Below are 12,871 nucleotides of genomic sequence, written 5' to 3'. Positions count from 1 at the left end.
CATCCGAGCGGATGACGCGAGTACGCCGCTGCGCCGATGCGTCGGATATCGGCGATCACGTGGACTGGGAGCATGCCAGCAGTCCTCTCCGAAATCGACCCCGCAGCGCTTCCCACCGCGACCGCGACGGGGTCGAGTCCCTCCATCGTCGCGGTGTCGACCGCGGCGATCCAGGCGAATACCTCGCGCATGCGCGAGGTGTGCGCCACGCCCGTCATGGCCGTTGTCAAGGCCGGCGGGTTCGGCCTCGGCGCCGCACGCGCGGCTCGCGCGGCCCTAGCGGGAGGCGCGACGGAGCTGGGCGTCGCGACATGCGCCGAGGGGATCGAGCTACGACGGGCGGGCATCGATGCACCGATCCTGGCGTGGATGCTGCACGACGACGCCCCCGTGCGAGCGGCGGTCGCCGCCGGCGTGCGCCTGTCGCCGACATCCGTACCCCAGCTGGGACGCATCGTCGCCGCAGCGGGCGCGCTCGGCGTCGCGGCCGAGGTGGAGATCGAGGTGGAGACCGGCATGAACCGCTCCGGCGCTCCGCGTGCGGAGTGGGCGCGCCTGTTCGAGGCGGCGGCAACGGCCTCGGCATCCGGTCTGCTGCGGGTCGTCGGGGTGTGGACCCACCTCTCCGGCACGACACCCGCGCAGTTCACCGCGCCGTTGGCGCACCTCGACGACGCCGTCGCCCTCGTCAGGGCGGCGGGGCTGCGCGTGCGCAGGCACGCGGCCGCGTCTCTCCCCGCGGCAGTGGACCCGCGGACCCATCTCGATCTGGTGCGGCTCGGAGCCAGCCTCTTCGGCGTCGAGCCGACGCCCGAGCGACCACTGGGTCTCGCTCCGGTGGCGAGGTGGCAGACGCGGGTGAGCCAGACGCGCGACGTGTGCGCCGGCGAGAGCGTGGGCTACGGGCAGACCACGATCACGTCGGCGACCCGGCTGGCGCTGATCCCGGTGGGCTATGCCGACGGCATCTCGCGCCGCTCATCCGGAGGTGGGCGCGCGATGACGGTGACCGTCGGCGGGCGGCGCTGTCCTCTCATCGGCGCTGTCTCGATGGACCAGTCGGTGATCGACGTGGGCGACGCCCCGGTGACCGCGGGCGACCGGGTGATCCTGCTGGGCGATCCGGCTCGGGGAGAGCCGTCTCTGGCGGAATGGTCATCTGCGGTGGGCACGATCCCGCAAGAGGTGCTGACGGCGATCGGTCCGCGCGTCGCTCGGGTGGAGGTCGGCGCGTGAGCCGGGTCATCGTCCTGTCCGGCGGCGACAGCACCGAGCACGAGGTCTCGCTGGCATCCGGCGCCGACGTCGCGGAGTCCCTCTCCGCCCACCATCGCGTGATGCCGATCCGGATCGATCGAGGGGGCATGTGGTGGATGGAGAGCGTGGACACCGCCTTCACCGCCGCCGACATCCTCGACGAGCTCGAACCCGACGACGTCGTCTTCCCCGTGCTGCACGGTGGGTGGGGCGAGAACGGCGGGCTGCAGCACGAGCTCGAGATCAGAGGCATCCGCCATGTCGGATGCTCTGCGGCCGCCTGCCGGATCGGCATGTCGAAGCTCGCCACGGCGCGCGCAGCCGCCCGCCGCGGCGTGCCGACGATCCCCACCAGGGTGCTGCACCGGTCGTCGTATCTCGCCGACCCCGATCTGCTCACCTCCGCTCTCGCCCGCGTCGCGGACTGGCCCTTGATCGTGAAGCCCGATGCGGGCGGATCGAGCGTGGGAGTCGCCGTGGTGTCGTCACTGCACGAGCTGCGGGCAGCGCTCGGGGTCGCCTTCGCGCTCGACCCGGTGGTGCTTCTGCAGCCGCTGGTCCGCGGAGCCGAGGTGAGCGTCGGGGTGTGGAGCGGAAGCGCTCACGGGTTGCAGGCCACCGGCGGCTCCCTCGTGCACCTGCCCGACGGGGAGACCGCGTTCAGCTACGACCACAAGTACGCCGGCGCGGGCGGCTGGCTGGAGATCCCCGCCGCGTTTCCCGCGCCCGTGCTGCAGCAGCTGCAGGCCGCGGCGCTGGACGTGGCGGACGCCGTGGGAGTGGCGGGGCTGGCGCGGATCGACTTCTTCGTGACGGCAGACGAGGTCGTCCTCAACGAGATCAACACGATGCCCGGACTGCGACGCGAGTCCCACTTCCCCCGCCTGGTCAGCGCGGCGGGCACCCCCTACGACGAGCTGCTCGACGGTCTCGTGCGCAGGGCAGCTCGGGCATCCGGACGCTCGGGCGACGATCGGCGGGCGGGCCTCGGTTTCCACACGGCGCGTACCATCGGGGCATGACGTCTCCCGCTCGCATGCTCGCCCGTATCGCCCTCGGCGGATTCCTCACCTTCGCCGGGGTCAGCCACCTCACCGTCGCGCGCAAGGAGTTCCAGGCGCAGGTGCCCGACTGGGTGCCGCTCGACCCAGACACCACGGTGGTGGCGTCGGGTGCGGTCGAGGTCGGTCTCGGCACCGCGCTGCTGTTCGCGTGGCGCCGTCGACGGCTGGTCGGAGTGCTGACCGCCCTGTTCTTCGTCGCGATCTTCCCCGGCAACGTGTCGCAGTGGACGCACCACCGTGACGGGTTCGGGCTCGACACCGACATGAAGCGCTTCGCGCGACTGTTCTTCCAGCCGGTGCTCGTGTGGCTCGCGCTGTGGAGCACCCGCCGCGGCTGATCGAGCCCGCCCCTGATCCGGTCAGGCGGTGAGGACGGCGGATTCGAGCCGCTGGTACGAGGCCTCCATGCCGTCGGCCATGCCGGTGGCGAGGATCATGTCGCGGGTCTCCTTGTCGGGGTACTCGATGAGCACCGTGATCAGGGTCGCGCCGTCCTCCTCGTACAGGTTCAGGTCGTTCAGTGTCTCGGGGCCGTCGGTGCCCTGCATCCGCTCGGTCGTCACCGCGCGGCGCGGGGCGTCGACGAGCAGCGTCTCGCCTTCGAAGCCGAACGGCTCGCCCTCGGTGTCACCGATGGGTGCCCACGAGTTGCGGTAGCTCTCGCCTGGCTCGTTTCCGACGGTGCACTCCGTCATCTCCCAGCCGTCGGGGCCCAGCATCCACTGTCTGATGAGATCGGGCTCGGTGTGGGCTCGCCAGACCAGCTCGCGCGGGCTCTCGACGAGGCGGGTGATCCGCACGTGGGTGTCGTCGAGCATCTCGACACGGGTGCCTTTGCCCTGGGCGTAGTCGCGGAGGTCGTGCAGAACGGCATCCAGCTGCGACATCGCCAGACGCGTGCCCTCGACGGCGCCCATCGCGACGATCTGCTCGAGCGCCTCGAGTGAGGCGAAGTGGCTGGTGTTGCGCATCCGGGTGCCGGTGGCGGTGGGCTCGAAGGTGAACTCCATGCGCATCGCGGGAAGGTCGTCGTTCGGGTTGCCCTGCTCGTCGGCGAAGCCGTCGAGCACCTCGAAGCGGTGCGGCTGATCGATGGCGAGGAACTCCCAGTACCCGGATGCCTTTTCGCCGCGCGGTCCGTGCATCGTGTAGGTGGCGCGCCCGCCGACCTCGTGGTTCCACGACGTGAAGGTCGGCGGCGCCCTCGGCGGGCCCCAGAACCGGCCGAGCTGCTCGGAGTCGCTGTAGGCGGCCCAGACGCGCTCGACGGGTGCGGCGAGATCGGCGATCACGGTCATCGTCAGGCTCTCGTTGTCGGTGATGATGTCGGTGACAGGCATTTCAGACTCCTTCATTGGATTCGTCCGAGTCGGCCGAGTCAGTCGGCTTCTCGGCCAGCAGGTCATCGAGCCGGGCGATGCGTGCCCGCCACAGCTCTTCGTATCGGGCGAGGAGCGCCCGCGCACGGGCGATCATCTCGGGGTTCGCGCGGACGAGCCGCTCGCGTCCCTCGGCGCGCTTGACGATGAGGCCGGCCTCTTCGAGGACGGCGACATGCTTCTGCACCGCCGCGAACGACATCTCGTAGTCGCCCGCGAGGGTGGAGACGGAGTACTCGCGCTCGATCGTCCGGCGCAGGATGTCACGCCGGGTCGAGATCGCGAGTGCATGAAACACACGGTCGATCTCCGCTTCGCTGAGTTCTGTTCGTACAACCATTTGGTTGTACGTTAGAACGTGTGGATGCCGCTGTCAAGAACTTATTTCTTCCTGTTGGGAACGAGTTCCCGTTGCACATGATGGCTTCACGTTGCACCAGTCCCGCTTGCCGACGCATTCGATGCAGCGAAACGCCGATTCGACTGCGCCTGCTACGCGTCCCCTGCCGGATCACCAGCGGCAGGCACGCAGTGTCGCAAGCTCTCGCAGGGGGCAGGCGGCACCTGCAATCGGCAGACTGGCAAGCGGCGCGCCGGGCGCCTCGGCCCGGAACGTCACCAAAGTCACCCAAGCTGCGTGCTCGATCTGGATCAGCCTCGGTTCAGGATGTGACCGCCTCCGGCACGGGGTCGAGCCAGTCGAGCACCTGCTCAAGACGCGCGGCGATCGACGCCCAGGGCTGGTTGAGATCGAGCGTCTGCGCGCCGATCCGGTTGCCCTGGATCACCACGTCGAGATCGGGTTGCGCGTCCGCATCCGTCTGCGCGTAGAGGAGAAGCCCGGCCACGCTGCCGTCGCAAGCCGTGTCCTCGTTCTTCACGTACGCGAGCATCTGGTACAGATTCGACGAGTCAATGGTCTGTGTGCCGAACCGGCCCTCCTGGAGGTTCTGCTTGTAGTACTTCGCATCGATGATGAGCGTGCGTCCGCCGCGTCGCAGGGTCACATCAGTCTTCATCGCGGGCAGCTGACCGCTGAAGAGACTCGGCGAATCGAGATCCCAGGCGATGGTCGGTGCGCTCGGAGACAGCTCGGGGTGATGAAACGCATAGTACTGCCGGAGGAAACGCTCGTAGAGCCTGCTCATCTCATCGTCCGACATCCATTCCGACAGACGAGCCGCACCGGCGTCCTCGGTGGGAAGAAGCCCCCGGACGATGAGCTCGCAGACCCCGAGCAGCAGCCGATACGACGCGTTCGAGCGATGGTAGGTCAGCGCATCCCACCGGATCGACCCCGGAGAGACGAGTGTCACCTCGTCGAGATAGGGAAGCACGCGCCGGAGCGCGTCGCGGCGCGGCTCCTTCACCTCACCGTGGCGCAGGAGAAGGATGATTACCGACTTGAGTGCTTGATTGTGCGAGGTGTCGACCTCGTACTCGTCGAAGTCGCAGATCAGGCGCCCGCGTGTCAGCGTGCGTGCTCCGACGCTGCGCGTGACGTCGATGCGTCCGCGCACGGTCGCGAGCTCTTCGCTGCGAGCAAGGTAGTCGCGATGCAGGCCTCGCTTCACCTGAGATCCGACGCCGACGGCGAGGATTTCGGCGAGCAGGTCGTGCAGGTGGTCGAACTCCTCGGCCGCGATCCGGGCCGTGCCAGTGCTGCGCAGCGCGCCAAACGCATACGCGAGCATCACGTACACGTTGCGAATGGCGATGCTGCGATCGATCATGCGCCGGCGGCCCGCAACCTGATCGCCCACGCGCGCGCCGTCTCCGGCTCATCGAACCAGTACTCCTCGAGCAAGGGCACGAGTTCGTCTTCGACGATCGATCGCAGCCAGTCCTCGTCGGCGTCGTCATCCGCCGGAGGCGAGAGGTAGCTGTGGCCGATCGCGAAGCCGGCGCCGAGCGCGGGATCGTCTGCGATCGCGCGGTTGAGGTCGATGATCGTCGAGACGAGGGCGTCGAGGCCGGTGTTCTCCTCCGCTTGCCGCCAGGCCGTGAAGCCCGCCGAGTCGAAGCCCGGGGTCATGTTGAAGAAGCCGAACCGGCGACGCAGCGCGTAGTCGAGCACGGCGAGGCTGCGGTCGGCCGTGTTCATCATGCCGATGATGTGCACGTTCGGCGGCACGGCGAACGTCTCGTTCTTGTAGAGCAGCCGAAGCTCCTGTCCGCGCTTGTCCGCCTCGATCAGCATCAGCAGCTCGCCGAAAATCTTCGAGATATTGCCGCGGTTGATCTCGTCGATCACGAAGAAGTAAGGCTTGCTCGCGTCATCCTTCCGCGCCTCTTCGCAGAATCGGTAGAACGGCCCCTCGGCGAGGGTGAAGCCGCCTGCCTCGGTGGGACGATAGCCCATCATGAAGTCCTCGTATGAGTAGCTCTGATGGAATTGCACCATCTGCACGCGCGTGCGATCCTTCGCGCCCATGATCGAGTACGCGAGACGCCGGGCCGCGTACGTCTTTCCCACGCCGGGAGGGCCCGCCAGGATGACGTTCTTCTTGCGAAGCAGGAGTGCGCGCAGCCGGTCGTACGCGGCGCTATCGAGGTAGACCTCGTCGAGGAAGGCGGCGCGGTCGTAAGGCGGGGCCGGAGCGACGAGTTCCTCGGTTACAGCGACATCCACATCGTCCTCGGCGAACAGCGCTTCCAGCTTGCCCACATAATCGCGGTAGGGAGTTATGTCAGTGAGCGTCTTCAGCACCGCATCGCCTGGATGCTCCCACTTACCGACGTGCGTCCACTTCACGGAGCGGACGTGTCGCCAAAGATCGCGGTCCGGCTCGAATCGCGCCTCCGAGACGACTTCGCCGCGACCAATAATCTCCTTACGGCCGCGCTTGGCGTAGACGATATCGCCGACGGCGATCTCGTTCTGGAATTGCCAGAGACACAGCACATCATTCTTCATCGACGACGTGGAGCCGGATGCCTTGGCCAGATCGGCCCGGATCGCTTCCCGATCGGCGTATTGCGAGAGGTCGCCGATTTCGGTCCACCCGATCGCCATGATGCCCTCGACCTGGAACTCATCCCACCCTGAGGCCTGCGCCCCCGGAGAAAGGAGCCAGTAGTGCCGAGGTCGTGGCTCATCGACGGCGGCCGGCTTCGATGCGGCTGCCGTGTCCCACAGTTGATGCACATCGGGTGACCAGAAGTTGAATGTGCCTTCGATCTCACTCGCGAGCTTGGCGCGGATCGAGACCAGGTCTCGATCCAGTGAGAGCGCGTCATCCCCCGACGACCCTCCGATCCGGTCCGCCAGCGCGGATCGAATCCGCGTCTTCATGTTCGTCGACGAGATCGGATCGAACGCAGCCGGAAAGGCCAGGAACTGCATAGCGTTTCGGAAGTCATGGGCGCTGTCTCCGGCGTCGAGCATGATCTGCTGCATCCGCCAAGGGTCAGACTTGGCAGACGATCGTTCCTCTTCGGACCGCCCGCGCCACTCACGGACGAACGTGGCCGCCCAGATGAGATGCAGCCACAGACGGCCGTTGTATCCCTGCCCGCCTTTGAACCCGGCTTGCTCGGTCGGACGGTCAAGGCAGGCGCTCATCCACTCGGGTACTGACGCGACAGGATCACTCATCTTCAGCACCCGCGTGAGGTGTTCGCGCCGCGTGGCCGGCGCCGCGTTGAAGACCGGCTGCTCGCGGAGGAAGACGAGCTCGGCCGCCAGCAACACGACCTCGCGAGAGGCGCCGGCGAGCTGGTGCTCGAGCTTGTCCCACTGCCCGGCGTCGGTGCCGAGGATGGGGTTGTCCTCGATTCTGCGGCGTAGTTCCTCGGCCGCCTCGGCAGTCCAGATGACGACCGACGGGTCGATGACGGAACGCCCGTCGCCCAGCATGTGCACGAATATCTCGGCGACTTCGCGAGCTATCGCCATGTCGCAGTCCGGACGCGTCGTCGCGGCGACTTCTATCGTGTCCGCGAGGTTGGGGAGGTCGTTCGCCATTCGTGCGCTCCTTGGTGTGCCGTCGGGAGAGGTCTTCCTCGACCGTATCGAGAAGTGCGCCATACGTCAGCGGCCCACCCCACCCATCTTCCGAACAGCATGCGCCTTCACGGCTTCCGACCGACGCGAGAGGTGCCGATGCCTGAATCGCTCCCGGCCATCGACGAACCGACGGTCGTCTTCGTCATCTACCGACTCTGGTCACCCGATTCCGACGACGGGTCCGTCTACGCCGCGACCCGCGGCGATCGGAAGGTCGGCGCTTGCACTCGTGAAGGGGCATCGCGGGGCGTCGTTCGTGGGCGATACCGGATCGACGGACGGCCGCCGGGCGGGGAGAGCGGACGGCGGCGCTTCAACGGCCGAGGTGGACGCCGTCGGCAAGACCGTCGTCCACCTGGCCTCCCGAGCGGGTGCCGCGCACCCGGTCCGCCGGTTTCTCGATGGCTTACCGCAGAGCACACGGCCTGGGGGCGACTTCGGACCCCAGCCACGCGAGCGGCGCCCGATATCGCTCCTCGCGCATGGGCCGAACCGCAGGCCGCTCGCCCGCATCATGTACGGCCCGCGGGAGCCGCTCCACAGCAACTTCCTCGCCCGGTGTTCGACGAGAGCCCCGACATCCCCGACGCCGTGTTCCGCGGCCTCACCGGGGACGGCAACGCGAGCGTGCGAGCGGACCGCGCTCGTCGGTGTCTGCTCACCTCGTTTGCACCGAACCGTCGCGGAGCAGAGGCGCAACGATGACGAGCAATGCGCAGCGCAGCAAAGTGTCACCACAAAGCTGGGTCGCCGGCGCGCGAGGCGCCCCAACCTCGTGACGCTTGGTGCCATCTCACTGCAATACCGACATTCTTCCTGCCTCTTTCTCCCCCGGTCTCCGCGCGTCGAGAGCACGGCACCTCGCCGAGTGCACGACCTGTCGACGCGAACGCGCGGTGCACTCGGCGACATGTGGTGCTCTCGACGCAGGAGGGGGGGTGAGATTGCGGGATTCTCAGCGCGCGGATAGGGGTGCTGGATACTCTTCGAACGCCCACCCGTGCCCTACAGAAAGAACACCCGTGAGCACTTCGCGCACCTCCCCCGACCAGGAGGGTCGATCTTCCGACCCCCTCGCTGAGAGAGGGGGTGATCCAGGATGCTGGCTGCCGCGCTGACACTGCTCGTCGGCATCCTCCTGACGCTGGCGATCATCGCCGCCTGCGGCTTCTTCGTCGCACAGGAGTTCGCGTACATGTCGGTCGACCGCTCGCGCATGGCGGCGAGGGCAGAGAAGGGCGACGCGCAGGCGAAGCGTGTGCTGGCGATCACAAAGCGCACCTCCTTCATGCTCTCGGGCGCCCAGCTCGGCATCACCGTGACGGGTCTGCTCATCGGGTACGTCGCCGAGCCGCTGATCGGCGAATCGATCGGCACGCTGCTCGGCGGAGCGGGCATCCCCCCGGCCGTCTCGATCACGATCGGCACCATCGGCGCTCTGCTGCTGGCCACGATCGTGACGATGATCTTCGGCGAGCTCTACCCCAAGAACCTCGCCATCGCGAACCCCGAACCACTGGCCCGCGCCCTCGCGGTGCCCACCCGCATCTACCTGATGCTGTTCGGATGGCTGATCACCGTGTTCGACATGGCCGCCAACGCCCTGCTGCGCCTGGCCCGGATCGAGCCGCTCGAAGACGTCGACGCGAGCGCCACCGCGCGCGATCTCGAGGCGATCATCGACGAGTCGCGCAGCAGCGGCGACCTTCCCGACGATCTGTCGATGATCATCGACCGCATCCTCGACTTCCCCCAGCGCGACGTCGAGCACGCGATGATCCCGCGGTCCCAGACCGACGCCGTCTCGCCGCAGACCACCGTCGGCGCCGTGCGCGCGCTGATGGCGACCGGACACACCCGGTACCCCGTGGTCGGCGAGCAGGGTGCGCCGATCGGGGTGGTCGAGCTGATCGATGTGCTGCGCGGTGGTCACCGCGACGACACCCGGGTCACCGAGATGATGCGCGAGGCGGTCGTGCTGCCCGCCACGATGCCGCTTCCCGCGGCGCTGCAGCGGATGCGGCAGACGCGCAACGAGCTGGCGTGCGTCGTCGACGAGTACGGCAACTTCGACGGCGTCCTCACCATCGAAGACCTCACCGAGGAGGTCATCGGCGAGATCTCCGACGAGCACGACCTTCTCACGCAGGGCGTCGTGCACCTGGGCGAGCAGCACTGGACCCTGCCCGGAGACGTGCACCTCGACGAGGTCGAGCGGCTCATCGGGCACGACCTCACACGCGACGACGACGAGACCATCGCGGGCCTGGTGATCCGGGTGCACGGCGACCTGCCGCCGGCGGGCACCACGCTGCGCATCGACATCCCCGAGAGAGCGGCCGAGACGATCCAGGGCATCCGCATCGAGCGCTCGCTGGATGTCGAGGTGATTGAGGTGGCGCGACTCGTGCCCTCTCGCCTGAGCCTGCGCCTGCATGAGCTCGATCTCGACGAACACGACGGCTCGAACGAGGAGGTGGCGTCATGAGCTGGTGGATGGTGACGATCATCACCGCAGCCCTGATCCTCGCGAGCGCGTTCTTCGTGATCGTCGAGTTCGCCCTGCTCGCCGCCAGGCGGCATCGCCTGGAGGAGGAGGCCGACCGCAGCGCCTCGGCACGCGCGGCTCTGCGCGGAGTGAACGAGCTCACGGTCATGCTCGCCTTCGCCCAGCTCGGCATCACGGCCTGCACCTTCGCCCTCGGGGCAATCACGAAGCCCGCGATCGACGACGCGCTGGCGCCGGTCTTCGAGCAATGGGGCCTGTCGTACGTGCTCGCCGACGTCGTCGCGTTCGTGATCGCGCTGATCGTGGTCACCTTCCTGCACCTCGTCATCGGCGAGATGGCGCCGAAGTCGTGGGCGATCGCGCACCCCGAGACGGCGGCGAAGGCCACGGGCCTCGCGGCCCGCGCGCTCACCTGGCCGCTGCGCCCGTTCCTGCTGTGGATCAACCACATGGCGAACCGGCTCGTGAAGGCCTCGGGTGTCGAGCCGGTCGAGAAGGCGGCGGCGGGCGGTCAGGATGCCGATACGATCCGCGAGCTCGTGGCGCACTCCCGTGCCGCCGGCACGCTCGAAGAGGTGTACTCCGCGCCGATCGCCAACGTGATCGACCTCAGCACCCTGACCGTCGGCGACATCGTGCGCACCGACCGTGTGCCGACCTCGGTCGCCGCGACGGCCACCGTCGCCGATCTGCAGGCCGTGGCCGCGCAGTCGAGTCACCTGCGGATCCTGGTGGGCGAGGGCCCGACGTCGCGCGTGGCGCATGTGCGCGACACGCTATCGACCCCGCCGCACACCCGTGCGTCGGCGATCGCGCGGGAGGCGTTCGTGCTCGCACCGTCGGCGTCGGCCTACGATGCGCTGACCCGGATGCGCCGGGCGCGCGTGCAGCTCGCGACCGTCGTCGCCGACGACCGCCTGCTCGGCGTCGTCACCCTCGACGACCTGCTGCGGGAGGTCCTCCCCGCCTGACCATCCGCCGGCGCTACCGCTTCCCGAACAGGGCGTGCAGCAGCGGCAGCACCGACACGCACATCAGGCCGACGCCCCAGCCCGAGGCGGGCTCGAGCAGCAGCACGCCGCCGATCAGCATCCCGCCGAACAGCACGGCCGACACCGCGCGGTACGCGACCCGGATGATGCGGTCGAGCCGTAGCTCGAGGCTCGAGATGTCGAACGTCAGCGAGCCCGAGTCGAGGCGGTCGAGCACGCCGTCGACACGGGCGGGCAGCCGCCACATCGACGACATGTTCGACATCACCTGCGCGCCGAGGTCCTGCATGAGGTTGCCGCTCTCGTCGCGCAGCAGCTTGGTGGCATACGGCTCGACGGGCTCCCAGATGTTGAACGCCGGATCGAGCGCGCTGCACATGCCCGAGGTGAGCGACACCGCACGCAGAAGCAGCAGCAGCTTCTCGGGGAACTGCACGGGCAGCGACCGCACGGTCTCGCCGAACTCCAACCCGAACCGCTGCAGCTCGCGCGGGTCGACGTCGCGCAGCTCGTTGAAGCCCATGCCGCCGAACCGCGCGAAGAGCATGGTGAGGGCGCGCTCGAGCTCGACGGTGTTCGTCGAGGGCAGAAGCACGCCGATCTGCTGCGCGGCGACGATCATGCCGTGGCTGTCGCGGGCCGCGACGGCGATGACGAGGGTGCGCAGACCCGCCCGGATGCCGTCGGGCACCTCGGCCATCATCCCGAAGTCGATGAAGGTCAAGCGCCAGTCGCCGCCGTCGAGGGGTGTCACGAAGACGTTCCCCGGATGCGGGTCGGCGTGCACGAACGAGTGGGTGAAGACCTGGTCGAGCATCACCTGGGCGAACACGTGCGCGACGTCAGCGGGATCGATGCCGGCCTCGCGCAGCGCCGCCGTGTCGCTGATCTTGATCGCGGTGACGTCTTCGAGTGTGAGCACCCGTCGCGTGGAGCGCTCCCAGACGATCGCGGGCGCCGCGGCCCTGGCATCCGCTGCGAAGTTCTCGGCGAAACGTTCGGCGCTGGCCGCCTCGTGCAGGTAATCGATCTCCTCGTTGCAGGTCGCGGCGAACTCCTCGACGAGCGCGGGCGCATCGACGCGCGATGAGACGGCGCGCACGCGCGATGCCCAGCGCGACACCCGGCGCAGGGCCGCGAGATCGACCGCGACGATCCCGTCGATGCCGGGACGCTGCACCTTCACGATCACCCGGTAGAGTCCGGTGTCGGCCGCGTCCGCGGCCGCGAGGGTGGCGCGATGCGCCTGGCCGAGGGATGCCGCCGCGACAGGCACCGGGTCGAAGGACGCGAACGCCTGAGCCAGGGGCATCCCGAGTTCCGCTTCGGCAGCTGCACGGATGTCGTCGAACCGCTCGGGGGGAACCTCGTCCTGCAGGTCGGCGAGCTCGGCGGTGATCTCGGGCGGCAGCACGTCGAGGCGCGACGACATGAACTGGCCGACCTTGATCATGAGCCCGCCGAGCTCCACGGCGAGCGCGCGGAAGCGCCGGGCGAGACGCAGCATCCGGGCATCCCGCGTGCGATCGGCGACGCGCCCCAGCCCGAAGCGCGGCAGCACGAGCTCGAACCACCAGATCTGCACGAACGCGCGTGCCGCGAAGCGCAGGATCCGGCGATAGCGAGCGCGATGCACTGCTGCCGAACCCCCTTCTGGCGCG

At 68.4% G+C, this 12,871-nt stretch carries 10 protein-coding genes; 5 read left to right on the top strand and 5 right to left on the bottom strand.

Features of this window, described 5'->3' with window-relative positions:
- Positions 1–72 precede the first annotated feature (72 nt).
- The 3 genes from alr to BFN01_RS07555 are packed head-to-tail and all read left to right on the top strand — an operon-like array spanning position 73 to position 2,659.
- Complete coding sequence (alr, locus tag BFN01_RS07565) at positions 73–1,236, top strand: alanine racemase (protein ID WP_177243830.1); 1,164 nt, start codon at positions 73–75, stop codon at positions 1,234–1,236.
- Complete coding sequence (locus BFN01_RS07560) at positions 1,233–2,279, top strand: hypothetical protein (protein WP_071643232.1); 1,047 nt, start codon at positions 1,233–1,235, stop codon at positions 2,277–2,279. Before alr ends, BFN01_RS07560 begins: the two co-directional genes overlap by 4 nt.
- A complete protein-coding gene (locus BFN01_RS07555) occupies positions 2,276–2,659 on the top strand; it encodes a DoxX family membrane protein (protein ID WP_071643230.1) in 384 nt (127 codons plus the stop codon). Before BFN01_RS07560 ends, BFN01_RS07555 begins: the two co-directional genes overlap by 4 nt.
- A 21-nt stretch (positions 2,660–2,680) precedes the next feature.
- Here the strand turns inward: BFN01_RS07555 and BFN01_RS07550 are convergent, their stop codons facing one another.
- The 4 genes from BFN01_RS07550 to BFN01_RS14980 form a co-directional block, all read right to left on the bottom strand.
- Positions 2,681–3,661, bottom strand: coding sequence for an SRPBCC family protein (locus BFN01_RS07550; RefSeq protein ID WP_071643228.1), 981 nt, complete (start codon positions 3,659–3,661; stop codon positions 2,681–2,683).
- 1 nt (position 3,662) lies between these two features.
- Positions 3,663–4,040 carry a helix-turn-helix transcriptional regulator gene (locus tag BFN01_RS07545; protein WP_071643226.1) on the bottom strand — a complete coding sequence of 126 codons (378 nt, stop codon included), beginning with the start codon at positions 4,038–4,040 and terminating at the stop codon, positions 3,663–3,665.
- A 322-nt stretch (positions 4,041–4,362) separates the two neighbouring features.
- A complete protein-coding gene (gene mcrC, locus BFN01_RS07540; protein WP_071643342.1) occupies positions 4,363–5,433 on the bottom strand; it encodes a 5-methylcytosine-specific restriction endonuclease system specificity protein McrC in 1,071 nt (356 codons plus the stop codon).
- The gene (locus tag BFN01_RS14980) at positions 5,430–7,391 is read right to left on the bottom strand and encodes an McrB family protein (RefSeq protein ID WP_256221073.1); all 1,962 of its coding nucleotides are present in this window, start codon (positions 7,389–7,391) and stop codon (positions 5,430–5,432) included. Before BFN01_RS14980 ends, mcrC begins: the two co-directional genes overlap by 4 nt.
- A gap of 1,417 nt (positions 7,392–8,808) precedes the next feature.
- Between BFN01_RS14980 and BFN01_RS07530 the strand changes: the two genes are divergently transcribed.
- The gene (locus BFN01_RS07530) at positions 8,809–10,197 is read left to right on the top strand and encodes a hemolysin family protein (protein ID WP_071643224.1); all 1,389 of its coding nucleotides are present in this window, start codon (positions 8,809–8,811) and stop codon (positions 10,195–10,197) included.
- Positions 10,194–11,189 (top strand): CNNM domain-containing protein, encoded by a 996-nt coding sequence (locus BFN01_RS07525; RefSeq protein WP_071643222.1) that lies wholly within the window; start codon positions 10,194–10,196, stop codon positions 11,187–11,189. Before BFN01_RS07530 ends, BFN01_RS07525 begins: the two co-directional genes overlap by 4 nt.
- 13 nt (positions 11,190–11,202) lie before the next feature.
- Here BFN01_RS07525 and BFN01_RS07520 read toward each other — a convergent pair whose 3' ends face one another.
- Positions 11,203–12,846, bottom strand: a complete 1,644-nt coding sequence (locus BFN01_RS07520; protein WP_256221072.1) for an AarF/ABC1/UbiB kinase family protein — start codon at positions 12,844–12,846, stop codon at positions 11,203–11,205.
- Between the last annotated feature and the right edge of the window lie 25 nt (positions 12,847–12,871).

Origin of the sequence: Microbacterium sp. AR7-10, from assembly GCF_001878835.1 — a bacterium.
GTDB classification, from domain to species: Bacteria; Actinomycetota; Actinomycetes; order Actinomycetales; family Microbacteriaceae; genus Microbacterium; species Microbacterium commune.
This window is presented reverse-complemented; position numbering and strand designations above follow the sequence as displayed.